Here is a 15,849-nt window from a genome sequence, read left to right as displayed (position 1 = left end):
GGACGGGCCGCCGCACGGGGCAGCGGGCCGGAGGGCGTGCGTCCGCGGCCGGGAAGGGCGTGACGCGCGTAGCGCGTGCTGTACGGAAGGGGGACGGGCGGGCCGCCCGCCGCTTACGATGAACTGCATGGGTGATGTGCTGGCCGGTTTTCATGCCGTCTGGGAGTTCGACACGGACTCCGTACTCATCCGTTTCGAACGGGGGATCCGCAAGCCGAAGCTGTTCCAGGCGCTGGGCGAGCGCCGCATCCCGTACGAAGCGCTGAGGTCGGTTGAGGTCTCGCAAGGCAGGCGCGGGACGGTGGTGCTGCATGCCCGGCCGCGGGCGGGCGCCGATCCGCTGATGGACGCGGCGGACGGGCAGCTCAAGGACGATGCCGACCCCTACCGCCTGGTGCTCCCGGCCGACCGTGCCGGGCAGGCCGGCCACTACCGCGACCAGCTGCAGGGCGTCCTCGGCGGGGAGGCGGCGGGCCCGGCCGAGCGGTATCTCGTGGCGGCCCCCGAGGCGCCGCTGACCTTCAAGGCGTACGACGGCAAGGCGTCCTTCGACGGCAGCTCCGTGGCCTTCCGCTGGTTCTGGACCGGTGCCTCCACCGCGAAGTGGAAGTCCGGCGACCAGTCCTTCCCGGTCGACGGGCTGTCCGGCGTGGTGTGGCGCTCTCCGGAGAACGGCTCCTCGGCGCCCGCGGTTCCCGGTGCCTGGCACAGCGGCTATCTGCGGCTGCTGCCGCACGGTGCCGAGGAGGAGGCCGGGCACGGTGCCGACCAGGACCCCGCCTCGGTGATCTTCGGGCTCGGTTACGGCCCGGTGCACGAGTCGCTGCCGTTCGCCGCCGCCGTGCTGCAGGCCGTACGCACCGCCGGCCCGGCCCCGCCCCCGCGCCTCCGTGCCGTCCGCTGGAGCAGCCGCACCGCGGCCCCGCCGACATCGCGGACCGCATACGCCAGCTGGGCGAGCTGCACGACGCCGGACTGCTGACGGACGACGAGTTCAGCACGAAGAAGGCGGAACTGCTGGCGGAGCTGTAGCCCGGCCGGCATGCGTCGGTCCCGCTCCCCCGGCCTGATACCCAGGTATGACGCCCCGCTCCCGACTCCGGTATGACGCCCCGCCGGGCCCGCGCCGCCTACGCTGAACCGGCGATGTCCACGTCATCCCCCTCCCCCGAGCCCCCGCGCAGCGGCCTCGCCGCCGCGCGGCACGCGCTGCGTACCCTCACCGCCGCCCTCGGCGACCCCACCCGCCCCGGCGAACCGCTCCTCGGCAACGCCGCGCGCCCGTGGGTGCGGTGGCTGCCGTACGTCGTCGCCGCCGGCTTCACGGTCTCGCTGCTGCCCACCACGATCGTCGTGCTGCGCAACGACTACGGGATGAACGGCGCGCTCGCGGGCGCCCTCGGCGTGGCCCAGACCGTCCCGCTGCTGCTCGCCGTCTCCCGCCCGCTGCAGGCCTGGTGGGTGATCTTCGCGGCCGACCTGGTCGGCGCGGTGGCGCTCGCGGGCACCCCCGCGCCCGGCCAGGGCACCGTCTGGCCCTGGCCGCCGCCCGCCATCGTCGGGTACGTCGCCCTCTCGCTCGCCCTCGGACTGCGCGAACGGCGCCGCACGCTGCTCGCCGTGTGGCTGGCCACCGGCACGGCCGGCATCCTCTTCGAGCTGGTCAGGCCCGTCCGCAGCGACGGCACCTGGCTGCTGATGTCCATGCTGTCCGGTGTGGTGCTGCTGGTGGCGGGCGCGCTGCGGGAACGCGGGGAGGCCCGCAGGGAGTTGGCCGAGCAGGCCACGATCAGCGAGGCCGAGCGGGCCCGCCGTACGCTGCTGGAGGAGCGCACCCGCATCGCCCGGGAGCTGCACGACGTGGTCGCGCACCACATGTCGGTGATCACGGTGCAGGCGGACAGCGCGCCGTACCGCCTCCAGGGTCTCCCGCCGGAAGCGGCCGAGGAGTTCGGGACGATCGCGGCGACCGCGCGCGAGTCGCTGGCCGAGATGCGCCGGCTGCTGGGCGTGCTGCGCAGCGAGGAGAGCGAGCGGCAGGGCGGCCCGGAGAAGGCGCCCCAGCCGGGCCTGGACGAGCTGTCGCGGCTGGTGGACGGGACGGTGCGGGCCGGGGTCCCGGTGGAGCTGACGCTCTCCCGCGCGCTCGGCGAACTCCCGTCCGCGGTGGGCCTGTCGGCGTACCGGATCGTGCAGGAGGCACTGGCCAACGTCGTCCGGCACGCGCCCGGCGCGCCCACCCGGGTCTCGGTCACGCCGGACCGCACGGGCCTGACCGTACTGGTCGTCAACGGCCCGCCGCCGCGCCCCGCCGAGCCCCTGGAGACGGCCGGGACCGGACACGGTCTGGTCGGCATGCGCGAACGCGTCCGGCTGCTGGGCGGCACCCTGGACACCGGCCCGCTGGCCGACGGGGGTTACCGTGTCGCCGCCCGGCTCCCGCTGACGGAGCCCCTGACCGAGAAGGACCCGGCATCCGCATGACCACCCGCGTGATCATCGTCGACGACCAGGCCATGGTGCGGGCGGGCTTCGCCGCGCTGCTCGCCGCGCAGAGCGACATCGACGTCGTCGGTGACGCGGCGGACGGCCTCCACGGCGTCGAACTCAGCCGCCGCACCCACCCCGACGTGGTGCTGATGGACGTCCGGATGCCGGAGATGGACGGCCTGGAGGCGGCCCGGCAGCTGCTGTCCCCGCCCCCGGGCGTGACCCACCGCCCGAAGGTGCTGATGCTCACCACCTTCGACGTCGACGACTACGTGTACGAGGCGCTGCGCGCCGGCGCGTCCGGCTTCCTGCTGAAGGACGCGCCGCCGGCCGACCTGATCTCCGCTGTCCGGGTCGTGGCGGCCGGCGAGGCGCTGCTCGCCCCGTCGGTCACCCGGCGGCTGATCGCCGACTTCGCGCGGCAGCGGCCCGCGCCCCGCAAGGACCGCGCCTCGCTGCGGCTGAACGGGCTCACGCCGCGCGAGACCGAGGTACTGGAGCTGATCGCGCGCGGCCTGTCCAACCAGGAGATCGCGGCGGAGCTGGTGCTGGCCGAGCAGACGGTGAAGACGCACATCGGGCGGGTGCTGGCCAAGCTGGACCTGCGCGACCGCGCCCAGGCGGTGATCTTCGCGTACGAGTCGGGGCTGGTCACTCCTGGTGACCGGTGACGGACCGACAGACAGCTCAGCGAGGGTCCGGTGAAGTACCTGCGTAGCCCTTGAGCAGGGCTTGTTCCGTCCTCTGAGCAGGGCTTGCGGCATTACTCGGCTTCTTAGTAACAACGTTTCTCATGAAATTGTTCAGCCGCAGCTCCTCCCCCCGCCGCTCGGAGGCTCACTCTCCGGAGGCTTCCGCCGCTCCGGCGGTGCACGACACCGACGGACTGCCTGACCCCTCACTCGCCGCCCTGACCGGCGAGTGGATGATCGACCCCGCGCACAGCAGGATCGGTTTTTCCGTGCGGCACGCCATGGTGACCACGGTGCGCGGCGCCTTCACGGAGTACGAGAGCCGTCTGTACTTCGACGGCGAGGACCCCACGCGCTCCCGCGCCCAGATCGCGCTGGCCACCGCCAGCGTCGACACCGGCGTGGAGCAGCGCGACGACCACCTGATGGGCCGGGACTTCCTCGACGCGGCGAACTTCCCGCGCATGATCTTCAAGAGCACCGACGTGCAGCTCGCGGGCAAGGACGTGTACCGCATGTCCGGCGACCTCACGATCCGGGACATCACCCGGCCCGTCGTGCTCGAACTGACGTACATCGGCAACGTCACCGACCCGTTCGGCTACCAGCGGGCCGGCTTCGACGGCACCACGACCATCAACCGCTCCGAGTGGGGCCTGACGTACAGCGCGAAGCTGGCGGAAGGGGGCGCCATGGTGAGCGAGAAGGTCCGCCTCCAGTTCGACATCGCCGCCATCCGGACGGCACCCACCGGCTGACCCGCCCCGCGACATGTGCCGCGCCCATCAGTGGTGGCAACACCATGGGGAGCTGCGGGGCGCGGCCATGTCCCCCGCGGGCCTCCGGGTCCCGCACCGTCCTCCTCCGTACGGACGAGGACCCAATACCCCGGTATCACCCGCTACTTGACCCCGCGGTGTGACGCCGCACCCGGTACCTCCTTCCTACCTTTCCCTCCGCCGCACCACCTGGAGGAGGGAAACCGACGATGCCGCTGCGCACTCCGCCGCGTACCGCCGAAACCGAAGCCGCCGCCCGCGACGGGGCACGGGCCGGCGCCCTTCGGGGAGCCCGTGCCCTTCGCGGGGCCGGGGCCCTTCGGCGGGCCGGTGCCCCTCGGGGGGCCGGGGCGCGGGGCGGACGGCGGCGCCGTCGCCGGGGGTTCGCCGCGCTCGCCGTGGCCGCCGCGCTCGTCGCCGGCACCGGGGGCTGGGCGGCCGGCTCCGCGCAGACCGCCGTCACCGGGCCCGCACCGGGCGCCGCCGCCTGGCGCGCCGACCACACGCTCGGCCGGCCGCTGCCCGATCCGGCGACCGCCTCGCCCGCCGCCGTGGCCCGCTTCTTCGCCGGCCTGACCGGGGCGCAGCGGCAACGGCTCGCCGAGCGGCACCCGTTGACCGTCGGCACCTTGGACGGCGCGCCCGTAGAGCTGCGCTACCGCGCCAACGCCCGCGCGCTGCGGGCCGAACGCGCCCGCCAGGACGCCCGCGCGCACGATCCGTCCCGTACCGCCGAGGACCGTTCCCGGGCCCGCGCGCGGGCTGCCCGCTGCACCGAACTCCTCGCTCCCGGGCGGCAGATCCTCTTCTTCGACCCGCGGGGCAGAGGTCAGGTCGCCGAGGTGTACGGGGACCTGGGCGCGGCCCGCCGCACGGCGGTGGTGGTGCCCGGTTCCGACATCGACCTCGGCACCTTCGACCGGCAGCGGGACCGGTACGGCACGCCGACCGGCATGGCCGTCTCGCTGCGGGCCCGCATGGCCGCCGACGCGCCGGCCACCCCGACCGCGGTGATCGCCTGGGCCGGTTACACCACTCCGGTCGGGCTCGGCCCCGACGCGGCGACCGGGCGGCTCGCCGAGGCCGGCGCGGGACGGCTGGCCCGGCTGCTGTCGGGGCTGGCCGCGACCGGCGCCCCGGCGCCCGCGCTGCTCTGTCACAGCTACGGCTCGGTCGTCTGCGGCCTGGCCGCGCCGCGGGCCGGGCGGGCCGCGGTCGGCGACGTGATCCTCTTCGGCTCGCCGGGCGCCCGTACCGAGCGGGCCGCCGACCTGCACGCCGGCGGGCGGGTGTGGGCGGCCCGGGACGCCTCCGACTGGATCGGCGACATCCCCAACGTCGAGGTGCTGGGCCTGGGGCACGGCACCGACCCCACCGACCCCGCGTTCGGCGCGCGCCGCGTCGCCGCGGACCGCGCCGAGGGCCACACCGGCTACCTCGTCCCCGGCACCGACTCCCTGGCCGGCTTCGCCGACATCGTCCTCGGCCGCTACTCCGACGTGCGCTGAGCGCGCCCGCCGGGCTCGTCACCACGGGCGTGCGCCCCGCACGCCGACTCGCCGCGCGCCGGTCGCGCGCCTCATCCCAAGGACCCGACATGACTCTCGCGTTCCTGCATCCGGGCGGCTCCGGCGGCTCCTGCCGCTCTGACGGTTTCGGCCGCGTCGGCGGCTCGGGCGGCTCCGGACGTTTCGGCCGCGTCGGTGGCTCGGGCGGCTCCGGTGGCGCTCGTGATGCCCACCGGCCCGTTGCCGCGGCTTCCGGCCCGGCCGCCGAACTGATTGCCGCGCCTGCCGTCGCCCTGCCCGGTGGTCCGGCCGCCGCGCCGTTCGTCGGGGCGGCGGGCGGGTCCCGGCCGGGTGCGGGCCGGCCCTCGTGGAGGCCCCTGCGAGCCGTGCGCCGTGTGGTGCGTGCCGTCGAGGACCGGACCCCCGCCCACCGGGACCGGGCGATCGACGGGCTGCGGGCGCTCGCGCTGCTCGCCGTGCCGGCCGGGCACTGGCTGGTGGGCGGCTTCACCCTGGACGCCGACGGGACGCTGCACAACGCCAGCCCGCTCTCCACCCTCGGCTTCCTCGCGCCGGTCAGCTGGGTGCTCCAGCTGCTGGGGATCTTCTTCCTGGTCGGCGGGTACTCCTCGGTGCTGTCCTACCGGCGCGCGAGCGGGCGCGGCGAGTCCACCGCGCGCTGGCTGAGCGGCAGGCTGGCCCGCCTCGGCCGCCCGGTGCTCGCCGTGACGGCCGTCTGGGCGCTGCTCATCGGAGTGCTGTCCGCCGCCGGGGTGCCCGCGGCAACGCTGCGTACGGGCGCGACGCTGGTCGTGCAGCCGCTGTGGTTCGTGGGCGTGTACGCGGGCGTCACCGCGCTCACGCCGTACTGCGTGCGGGCCGCGCGGCGGCTCGGGCCGTGGGCGGCCGCGCCGCTGCTCGGGTCCGTCGCGGTGGTCGACTTCCTGCGGTACGGCCCCTACGCGGCCGCCGTACCGTCCTGGCTCGCGCTGCTCAACCTCCTCCCCGGCTGGCTCTTCGCGTACCAGCTCGGGGTGTGCTGGGGCGAGCGGCGGCTGGGGCGGCGCGGCGGGTGGCTGCTGCTGACCGGCGGCACGGCGCTGTTCGCGGTGCTGCTGCTGGTCTTCCACTATCCCGCGAGCATGGTCGGCGTCCCCGGAGCCGCGCGTACCAACTCGCACCCGCCGTCGCTGCTGGTCCTGGCGCTGGCGGCGGCCCAGTGCGGGGCTGCGGTGCTGCTGCGGGACCGTATCGCCGCGCTGCTGCGGCGGCCGGCGCTGTGGGCACCGGTGGTGGTGATCAACCTCTGTGCGATGACCGTCTTCTGCTGGCACCAGACCGCGATGCTGGCTGCGGCCGTGCCGTCCGCGGTGTTCGGGCCCCTGCCCGGTCTGACCACGCCGCCCGACTCCCTGGCCTGGCTGCCGGCCCGGCTGGCCTGGCTGCCGCTCTTCGCGGTGCTGCTGGTGGGCATCGGGCTGCTCACGCGGCGCTTCGAGGCGCCGTGGGGCGTGGGGCGCGTCCTCCGCGCCGCCGCCGCGGCCCTCTCCGCCGGCTTCGCCCTCTTCGCCCTGGGTATGGGCTGAGTGGGGGGCCACTGCGCTGTGCCAGTAGGCGGCGTTTCCGCGGCTCAAACGTCGGGCCGCGGCGATCTCCGGCCGCCGTTCGCTGCCGCGGGGGGCTTCTCCGTACGGTGCCGAGTGCCGCGCCGTTCGCTGCCGCGGGGGTCGCCCGTACGGTGCCGGGTGCGGCGTCGGTTCGCCTGCGGCGGGCTTTGCCGCTGCGCGGGGCTTGAGGGTGCGGGGCCGGGCCTCCGCGGGTGGGGTACCGGACTGCTTCGCTTGACGTCCGGTACCCCACCCGCTCCGGCCCGTCCCCTCCCGTCGGTGGTGGGTGGGAAAGACGGGCCGTCGGGGCTGAGCCCCCTTGGAGATGCGGGCCCTACTCGCGGCCCGCCGAGGTCGGGGTCATGTCCGCGTAGCGGTCGCCTGCTACTTGGGCGGCGATCGGGTCGAGGCGGGAGAGGTCGTCGGCGGTCAGCCGCAGGGTGGTTGCCGCGGCGTTTTCCGTGACGCGTTCGGGGCGGCGGGTGCCGGGGATGGGGATCACGGGGAGGCCGTGGATCTCCGTCTGCTGCTGGACCCAGGCCAGTGCGACCTGGCCGGGCGTCACCCCGCGGGCCTGCGCGATCTCGCGTACCGGGCGGAGGAGTTCCGCGTTGGCTGCCGCGTTGTCGCCCGTGAAGCGGGGCTGCGTGCGGCGGAAGTCGTCCTCGGTCAGTTCCTTGTCGGCGCTGGTGAAGGAGCCGGTGAGGAAGCCGCGGCCGAGGGGCGAGTACGGGACGAAGGCGACGCCCAGCTCCGCGGCGGCCGGTACCGCGCTCTTCTCCACGTCGCGGCTGAAGAGGGACCACTCCGACTGCACGGCGGCGATCGGGTGCACGGCGTGCGCGGCCCGCAGTTCGTCGCCGGTGACCTCGCTGAGGCCGAGGTGCTTGACCTTGCCCTCGGCGACCAGTTCGGCCATGGCGCCGACCGTCTCCTCGATGGGGACGCCGGGGTCGCGGCGGTGCATGTAGTACAGATCGATGGTGTCGACGCCGAGGCGCGCGAGGCTGGCCTCGACCGACTGCCGGAGGTACGGGCGGTCGTTGCGGATGCCGCGCCTGTACGGGTCGGACGGGTCCCGGACGATGGCGAACTTGGTGGCCAGGACGACCTCGTCGCGGTGTGCCCGGATGAACGGCGCGATGAGCTTCTCGTTGTCGCCGTCGCCGTAGACGTCGGCGGTGTCGTAGAGCGTGATGCCCAGTTCGAGCGCGCGCTCCAGCGTCGCGCGGGCCTGCTCGGGGTCGGAGCCGGGGCCGTACGCCCAGCTCATGCCCATGCAGCCGAGGCCCTGGACGCCGACGCGCGGGCCGCCCGCGCCCAGTTCGACGGATTCGATCTTCTCGGTCATGCGGTCCGCTCCCTCGTCGCCGGGCTCGTCCACGGGCGTTCAGCCACGCTCGTGCTCCCGTTCCGCCGCCCGGCGTGCGTCGGCGTACAGGTCGATCTTGTAGTCGAGTACTTCCAGCGTGCTGCGGAGTTCGTCGATCCGCCGCCGGACGTCCTCGCGGTGGGCGGTCAGCAGCTGCTCCCGCTCGGGGAAGGTCTGCGGGCCCTCGCGGACCAGTTCGGCGTAGCGGACCATGTCGGCGACCGGCATGCCGGTCAGCCGCAGCTTGCTCACCAGGTCCAGCCAGTCCAGGTCGCGGTTGGTGAAGCGGCGCTGGCCGGTGTGCGTCCGGTCGACGTGCGGCATCAGTCCGATGCGCTCGTACCAGCGCAGGGTGTGGGCGCTGAGCCCGGTGAGGTCGACGACCTCGCTGATCGTGTACCGGTCCTGGCCGTCCGGGCGGCGCGGGCCGACCCGCAGGCCGGCGCAGTTGCGCGGCCTCGCCCGAGGCGTGACCGGGGCGCTCTCCATCACCGACATGCTGTTTCTCCCGTTCGCCGTTTCCCTCACGACGTCCTCAACGCTAGAGAGCTGGAGTGCACTCCAAGCAAGCGGAGACTTGGCGGAATCTTTGGCCGGGGGAAGCCGGCGGGGGACGCGGGCCGGGGCGCGTGGGGCATCACTTAGGCTCGGGGCCATGGAGAGCCTGCGGATGATCGAGAACTGGCCGGTGGACACTGCTGCGGCGGTCGTCGTACGAGCCGACGGCACGGTGGCGGGCGCGCACGGGCCGCAGGAGCACCGTTTCGCGCTGGCCTCCGTGACCAAGCCGCTGGCCGCTTACGCGGTGCTGCTGGCCGTCGAGGAGGGTGCGGTCGAGCTGGACGAGCCGGCCGGGCCCGACGGCGCCACAGTGCGTCATCTGCTCGCGCACACCTCGGGGCTCGCCTTCGACGAGGACCGGGTGATGGCGGCGCCGGGTACCCGCCGGATCTACTCCAACGCCGGTTTCGAGGCGCTGGGCGAGCATCTGGCGAAGGCCACGGACATTCCGTTCCCGGAGTACCTGCGGGAGGCCGTGCTCGATCCGCTGGGCATGACGGCGACGGAGCTGCCGGCCGGCGGCTCCCCGGCGAAGGACGCGGTGTCGACCGCCGCCGATCTGGCGCGGTTCGGCGCCGAGCTGCTGGCGCCGCGGCTGCTGGCGCGGGAGACGCTGGCGGAGGCGACGTCGGTGGTCTTCCCGGGGCTGTCGGGCGTGCTGCCGGGGTACGGCAACCAGAAGCCGAACGACTGGGGGCTGGGCTTCGAGATCCGGGACGGCAAGGCGCCGCACTGGACGGGTGAGGGGTCCTCGCCGCGTACGTTCGGGCACTTCGGGCAGGCCGGCACGTTCCTGTGGGTGGATCCGGACGCGGGTGCCGCGTGTGCGGCGCTGGCGGACCGGCCGTTCGGCCCGTGGGCGATCGAGGCGTGGCCGCCCTTCACGGACGCGGTGCTGGCGGACCTGCGGGCCGCCTGAGCCCGTCGCCGGGTCAGCCGTACGCCGGCTCCGCCGGCATCTCCCACATCAGGCATTCCGCTGCCGACTCGGCGGTCAGCTCCAGTTCCTCGGCGTCGGTGACGCGCGCCGCGTCGCCCGCCTCCAGGAGCGTCTGGCCGCCGTCGGTGAGGGCGTCGCCGAGGCGTACGGCGCCGCGTACGACGTGCAGGTAGACCCGTGGGCCGTCCGGTACGGCGGTGCGGTCGCCGGCCGCGAGCCGCCGTACGTGCAGCATGGCGTCGGCGCGCGGCACGGCGTACGGGGTGCCGTCGGCGATGCCGCGTACCACTTCGTAGTCCGGTTCGCCGCCGAAGGCGGTGGGGGCCAGCCACATCTGGACGAAGCACAGCGGTGCGGTGCCGTCGTTGCGCTCGACGTGCCGTACGCCGCCGGCGGAGCTGAGGCGCTGTACGTCGCCGGGCCTGACCAGCGTCTCGTGGCCGGTGGAGTCGCGGTGGGTCAGTTCGCCCTCGACGACCCAGGTGACGATCTCGGTGTTGCTGTGCGGGTGTTCGTCGAAGCCGGCGCCGGGCGCGAGCCGTTCCTCGTTGCAGGCGAGGAGCGCGCCGAACCGGATGTTGCCGGGGTCGTAGTGGTGGCCGAAGGAGAAGGCGTGCCGGGTCGTGATGCCGGTCTCCGGGTCGCCGCCCGGGTAGCGCTCGTCGGCTCTGCGCACCTCGATCACCGGAAATCCGCCTCCCGTTCCGTTTCGCTCCGGTCCGTCCGGCCCCCGGCCGGCGGTCGTGCCCGCGGCGGCGCGGCGCACGTCGGCGGCGCCTCCGGGGCAACACAGCATTCGGCCACCGTAGCCCCACCGCGCCATCACCCCGCCCCGATGAGGCAGGCTTGTCCTCGTGTCTGAACCCGCATCGCACGACGCCCACCCGCACTCCGCGACCCTGCGCCGGCTGGAGAAGTCCTCCGGCAAGCTCGCGGCCCATGCCATCGCCCGCATGGACGAGACGCTGCCGTGGTACCGGGCGATGCCGCCGGAGAACCGGTCGTGGATCGGCCTGGTGGCGCAGGCGGGCATCGCGGCCTTCACCGAGTGGTTCCGGCATCCGGAGACCCCGCAGGCGATCTCCACGGACGTCTTCGGTACGGCGCCGCGCGAGCTGACCCGCGCGATCACGCTGCGGCAGACCGTGGAGATGGTGCGCACCACGATCGAGGTCATGGAGACGGCGATCGACGACGTCGCCGCTCCGGGTGACGAGTCGGTGCTGCGTGAGGCGCTGCTGGTGTACGCGCGGGAGATCGCGTTCGCGACGGCGCAGGTGTACGCGCAGGCCGCGGAGGCGCGGGGTGCGTGGGACGCGCGGCTGGAGTCGCTGGTGGTCAACGCGGTGCTGTCCGGTGAGGCGGACGAGGGCGCGGTGTCCCGGGCGGCGGCGCTGGGCTGGAACTCCCCGGAGCATGTGGCCGTGGTGCTGGGTACGGCGCCGGACGGGGACAGCGAGCTGACGGTGGAGGCGATCCGGCGGGCGGCGCGGCACGCGAAGCTGCAGGTCCTGACGGGGGTGCTCGGGTCGCGGCTGGTGGTGATCGCGGGCGGTTCGGACGAGCCGCTGAAGGCGGCGAAGGCGCTGATCGGGCCGTTCGCCGCGGGCCCTGTGGTGGCGGGCCCGGTGGTCTCGGACCTGCTGGCGGCGACGCGCTCGGCGCAGGCCGCCGCTGCGGGTCTGAAGGCGTGCGCGGCGTGGCCGGACGCGCCGCGGCCTGTGCTGGCCGATGATCTGCTGCCGGAGCGCGCGATGGCCGGTGACCCGGCGGCGCGCGACCAGCTGGTGGAGGAGATCTACAGACCACTGGAGGAAGCGGGCAGTGCTCTCCTGGAGACGCTGAGCGTTTATCTCGAGCAGGCGAGCAGCCTGGAGGGGGCGGCGCGGATGCTCTTCGTGCACCCCAACACCGTGCGCTACCGGCTGCGACGTGTGACCGACGTCACCGGATGGTCGCCGTCCGATGTCCGCTCGGCGTTCACCTTGCGTATCGCCCTCATCCTGGGGCGTCTGGCCGACGGTGAGGCGCAGCCCTAAGCTTTTGTCGGACACCAACAATTACCCCGATGGTTCTTCGTCCCTGTCCCCACGGGCGGGCGGGACCTCCCACAAGAGAGAGTGTGAGGGTGCTCGTACTCGTCGCTCCCGGCCAAGGCGCTCAGACGCCCGGCTTCCTGACCCCCTGGCTCGACCTTCCCGGTGTCGAGGACCGGCTCCGTGCCTGGTCCGACGCCATCGGCCTGGACCTGGTCCACTACGGCACGAAGGCGGACGCGGAGGAGATCCGCGACACCGCCGTCGCCCAGCCGCTGCTGGTCGCCTCGGCCCTGATCTCCGCGCGGCAGCTGTTCGCGTCGCCCGAGGAGTTCGCGGCCCGCGTCGGCGCCGCCGCCGGCCACAGCGTCGGTGAGCTGGCCGCCGCCGCGCTGACCGGCGTGCTGCCGGACGAGGCCGCGATGGGTCTCGTACGCAAGCGCGGTCTGGCCATGGCCGAGGCCGCTGCCGTCACCGAGACCGGCATGTCGGCCCTGCTGGGCGGCGAGCCGGACGTCGTGCTGCCGCATCTGGAGAAGCTGGGCCTGACCCCGGCGAACGTGAACGGCGCCGGCCAGATCGTGGCCGCCGGCACCGCCGAGCAGCTGGCCGCGCTGGCCGAGGACAAGCCGGAGGGCACCCGGCGGGTCGTCCCGCTGAAGGTGGCCGGCGCGTTCCACACGGTGCACATGGCCCCCGCGGTGTCCGCGCTGGAGGCCGCGGTGGCGGAGCTGTCCGCCGCCGACCCGCACACCCGGTACGTCTCGAACAAGGACGGCGCGGCCGTGGCCTCGGGCCAGGACGTCGTGGAGCGCCTGGTGGGCCAGGTGGCCAACCCGGTGCGCTGGGACCTGTGCATGGAGACCTTCAAGGAGCTGGGCGTCACCGCCATGATCGAGGCGGCTCCCGGCGGCACCCTGGTGGGTCTGGCCAAGCGTGCGCTGCCGGGTGTGAAGACCCTCGCGCTGAAGACGCCGGAGGACCTCGACGCGGCCCGTGAGCTGATCGCCGAGCACGCTTCTCCCGCTGCCGAGAACTCGGCCGGATAAGGAGACCGAAGAGCATGACCTCGAAGATCAAGCCCGCGCAGGGCGCCCCGTACGCGCGCATCATGGGTGTCGGCGGCTACCGCCCGACCCGTGTCGTGCCGAACGAGGAGATCCTCAAGTACATCGACTCGTCCGACGAGTGGATCCGGTCGCGCTCGGGCATCGCCACCCGGCACTGGGCCGGCCCCGAGGAGACGGTCGCGGCGATGTCGGTGGAGGCCGCGGGCAAGGCGATCGCCGATGCGGGTCTCTCGCCGGAGCAGATCGGCGGCGTGATCGTCTCGACGGTCTCGCACTTCAAGCAGACCCCGGCCGTGGCCACGGAGATCGCGCACCGCATCGGTGCCGGCAAGCCGGCCGCGTTCGACATCTCCGCGGGCTGCGCGGGCTTCGGGTACGGCCTGACCCTCGCCAAGGGCATGGTCACCGAGGGCTCGGCCGAGTACGTGCTGGTCATCGGCGTGGAGCGGCTGTCGGACCTGACCGACCTGGAGGACCGCGCGACGGCGTTCCTCTTCGGTGACGGTGCGGGCGCCGTGGTCGTGGGCCCGTCGGAGGAGCCGGCGATCGGCCCGACCGTCTGGGGCTCGGAGGGCGACAAGTCCGAGACCATCAAGCAGACCCTGGGCTGGGACGTCTACCGCCGTACGCCGCTGCCCGGCGGCGACGGCCCCGGCGACCAGCTGGCCCTGGAGGAGATCCGCTACCCGGCGATCACCCAGGAGGGCCAGGCGGTCTTCCGCTGGGCGGTCTTCGAGATGGCCAAGGTCGCCCAGGAGGCCCTGGACGTGGCCGGCGTCGCCCCGGAGGACCTGGACGTCTTCATTCCGCACCAGGCCAACATGCGGATCATCGACTCGATGGTGAAGACGCTCAAGCTGCCCGAGTCGGTCACGGTCGCCCGTGACGTGGAGACCACCGGCAACACCTCGGCCGCCTCGATTCCGCTCGCGATGGAGCGGCTGCTGGCGACCGGTCAGGCCAAGAGCGGCGACACCGCGCTCGTGATCGGGTTCGGGGCGGGTCTCGTGTACGCCGCCACGGTCGTTACTCTCCCCTAGGCAAGATCTACGCAGCGCCGACGTCCCCGGACGGTCCGGCGGCTGTACGGAACTTCACCACAACGCACAGTTTCACTCGAAAAACACCGAAGGAGCGCCATCATGGCCGCCACTCAGGAAGAGATCGTCGCCGGTCTCGCCGAGATCGTGAACGAGATCGCCGGGATCCCCGTTGAGGACGTCCAGCTGGACAAGTCCTTCACCGATGACCTGGACGTCGACTCGCTGTCCATGGTCGAGGTCGTCGTCGCCGCCGAGGAGCGCTTCGACGTCAAGATCCCCGACGACGACGTCAAGAACCTCAAGACGGTCGGCGACGCCACCAAGTACATCCTCGACCACCAGGCCTGATCCGGGCCCGCGTGTCGCCACCCCGCGGTGGCGCCGTCGATTCTCGACCCCTCTACCTGTGGAGACAAGAATTCCCGTGAACGCGACCAATCGCACCGTGGTCGTCACCGGTATCGGCGCAACCACACCGCTGGGTGGCGACACCGCTTCGACCTGGGAAGGTCTGCTGGCGGGCCGCTCCGGCGTGCGGCCCCTGGAAGACGAACGCTTCGCGGACCTGCCCGTCCGGATGGCCGCCACCGCGGCCGTCGAGCCGGACCAGGTCCTGCCCCGTCCCGTCGCCCGCAAGCTGGACCGTTCGGCGCAGTTCGCGCTGATCGCCGCGCGTGAGGCGTGGGCCGACGCCGGGTACACCGGCCCGGCCGGCGAGGACACCGCCGAGGACGGCTCCGCCGTCATCGCGCCCGAGCGCCTGGGCGCCGTCATCGCCTCCGGCATCGGCGGCGTGACCACCCTGCTCGACCAGTACGACGTGCTGAAGGAGAAGGGCGTACGCCGCGTCTCCCCGCACACCGTGCCGATGCTCATGCCGAACAGCCCGTCCGCCAACGTCGGCCTGGAGGTCGGCGCGCAGGCGGGCGTGCACACCCCGGTGAGCGCCTGTGCTTCGGGTGCCGAGGCCATCGGGTACGCCATCGAGATGATCCGCACCGGCCGTGCCGACGTGGTCGTCGCGGGCGGTACCGAGGCGGCGATCCACCCGCTGCCGCTGGTCGCCTTCGCCAACATGATGGCGATGTCGAAGAACAACGACGAGCCGACCAAGGCGTCGCGCCCCTACGACACCGCCCGGGACGGCTTCGTCCTCGGTGAGGGTGCCGGCGTGGTGATCCTGGAGTCGGCCGAGCACGCCGCCAAGCGTGGTGCCCGGGTGTACTGCGAGGCGCTGGGCCAGGGCCTGTCCGCCGACAGCCACCACATCGCGCAGCCGGAGCCGACCGGCCGCGGCATCGCGGCGGCCGTCCAGAACCTGCTGGACGACACCGACCTCAAGCCGGCCGAGCTGGCGCACCTCAACGCGCACGCCACGTCCACGCCGCTGGGTGACGTCGCCGAGATCAAGGCGCTGCGCCGGGTCCTGGGCGACGAGGTCGACCACATCGCGATCTCCGCGACGAAGTCGATGACCGGCCACCTGCTGGGCGGTGCGGGCGGCATCGAGACCGTCGCGACGGTCCTCTCGCTGTACCACCGTCAGGCCCCGCCGACGATCAACGTCGACAATCTCGACGAGGAGATCGACGCGGACATCGTGCGCGACGAGCCGCGGCAGCTGCCCGAGGGCACGATCGCGGCGATCAACAACTCGTTCGGCTTCGGCGGCCACAACGTGGTCCTCGCCTTCCGTACGGTCTGACGCACGCGTCGTACGTGACGAGGCCCGCTCCGGGATTCCGGGGCGG

Annotated in this window: 14 protein-coding genes and 1 pseudogene; 12 read left to right on the top strand and 3 right to left on the bottom strand. The window is 73.5% G+C overall.

The window, feature by feature from the left end:
- Positions 1–127 precede the first annotated feature (127 nt).
- The 6 genes and pseudogenes from C3486_RS20595 (at position 128) to C3486_RS20570 (ending at position 7,055) form a co-directional block, all read left to right on the top strand.
- A pseudogene (locus C3486_RS20595) lies at positions 128–1,032 on the top strand (DUF4429 domain-containing protein).
- A gap of 72 nt (positions 1,033–1,104) precedes the next feature.
- Entirely contained in the window at positions 1,105–2,484 is a 1,380-nt protein-coding gene (locus tag C3486_RS20590) for a sensor histidine kinase (protein WP_374936902.1), read from the top strand.
- On the top strand, positions 2,481–3,161 hold the full coding sequence (locus tag C3486_RS20585; protein ID WP_103834208.1) for a response regulator transcription factor: 681 nt from the start codon (positions 2,481–2,483) through the stop codon (positions 3,159–3,161). The genes C3486_RS20590 and C3486_RS20585 overlap by 4 nt, the downstream gene beginning before the upstream one ends.
- 122 nt (positions 3,162–3,283) lie before the next feature.
- A complete protein-coding gene (locus C3486_RS20580; protein WP_103834207.1) occupies positions 3,284–3,940 on the top strand; it encodes a YceI family protein in 657 nt (218 codons plus the stop codon).
- Positions 3,941–4,359: 419 nt separating this feature from the next.
- Positions 4,360–5,469: an alpha/beta hydrolase family protein gene (locus C3486_RS20575; RefSeq protein WP_258052895.1), complete on the top strand. Its 1,110-nt coding sequence runs from the start codon at positions 4,360–4,362 to the stop codon at positions 5,467–5,469.
- A 386-nt stretch (positions 5,470–5,855) separates the two neighbouring features.
- Complete coding sequence (locus C3486_RS20570; RefSeq protein ID WP_181138623.1) at positions 5,856–7,055, top strand: acyltransferase; 1,200 nt, start codon at positions 5,856–5,858, stop codon at positions 7,053–7,055.
- 355 nt (positions 7,056–7,410) lie between these two features.
- Here the strand turns inward: C3486_RS20570 and C3486_RS20565 are convergent, their stop codons facing one another.
- Together C3486_RS20565 and C3486_RS20560 are read right to left on the bottom strand one after the other, a co-directional pair.
- Positions 7,411–8,427: an aldo/keto reductase gene (locus C3486_RS20565; protein ID WP_103834226.1), complete on the bottom strand. Its 1,017-nt coding sequence runs from the start codon at positions 8,425–8,427 to the stop codon at positions 7,411–7,413.
- Between the two features lie 39 nt (positions 8,428–8,466).
- Entirely contained in the window at positions 8,467–8,946 is a 480-nt protein-coding gene (locus C3486_RS20560; RefSeq protein WP_103834205.1) for a MerR family transcriptional regulator, read from the bottom strand.
- Between the two features lie 157 nt (positions 8,947–9,103).
- On the opposite strand from C3486_RS20560, the gene C3486_RS20555 reads away from it, so the two are divergent.
- Positions 9,104–9,928 carry a serine hydrolase gene (locus C3486_RS20555; protein WP_103834204.1) on the top strand — a complete coding sequence of 275 codons (825 nt, stop codon included), beginning with the start codon at positions 9,104–9,106 and terminating at the stop codon, positions 9,926–9,928.
- Positions 9,929–9,941: 13 nt separating this feature from the next.
- On the opposite strand, the gene C3486_RS20550 is transcribed toward C3486_RS20555, so the two are convergent.
- Complete coding sequence (locus C3486_RS20550; protein WP_258052894.1) at positions 9,942–10,634, bottom strand: pirin family protein; 693 nt, start codon at positions 10,632–10,634, stop codon at positions 9,942–9,944.
- A 169-nt stretch (positions 10,635–10,803) separates the two neighbouring features.
- On the opposite strand from C3486_RS20550, the gene C3486_RS20545 reads away from it, so the two are divergent.
- The 5 genes from C3486_RS20545 (at position 10,804) to C3486_RS20525 (ending at position 15,803) form a co-directional block, all read left to right on the top strand.
- Positions 10,804–11,988 carry a CdaR family transcriptional regulator gene (locus C3486_RS20545; protein WP_103834203.1) on the top strand — a complete coding sequence of 395 codons (1,185 nt, stop codon included), beginning with the start codon at positions 10,804–10,806 and terminating at the stop codon, positions 11,986–11,988.
- 89 nt (positions 11,989–12,077) lie between these two features.
- Entirely contained in the window at positions 12,078–13,034 is a 957-nt protein-coding gene (locus C3486_RS20540) for an ACP S-malonyltransferase (protein WP_103834202.1), read from the top strand.
- 14 nt (positions 13,035–13,048) lie between these two features.
- Positions 13,049–14,095 carry a ketoacyl-ACP synthase III gene (locus C3486_RS20535; RefSeq protein WP_103834201.1) on the top strand — a complete coding sequence of 349 codons (1,047 nt, stop codon included), beginning with the start codon at positions 13,049–13,051 and terminating at the stop codon, positions 14,093–14,095.
- 102 nt (positions 14,096–14,197) lie between these two features.
- Complete coding sequence (locus tag C3486_RS20530) at positions 14,198–14,446, top strand: acyl carrier protein (RefSeq protein WP_103834200.1); 249 nt, start codon at positions 14,198–14,200, stop codon at positions 14,444–14,446.
- Between the two features lie 76 nt (positions 14,447–14,522).
- Positions 14,523–15,803, top strand: coding sequence for a beta-ketoacyl synthase (locus tag C3486_RS20525; RefSeq protein WP_103834199.1), 1,281 nt, complete (start codon positions 14,523–14,525; stop codon positions 15,801–15,803).
- Positions 15,804–15,849: the final 46 nt, after the last annotated feature.

The organism is Streptomyces sp. Ru73 (assembly GCF_002920575.1).
Lineage (GTDB): Bacteria > Actinomycetota > Actinomycetes > Streptomycetales > Streptomycetaceae > Streptomyces.
Note: the sequence above shows the minus strand (reverse complement) of the source record. Positions and strands in the feature narration are given on the sequence as shown.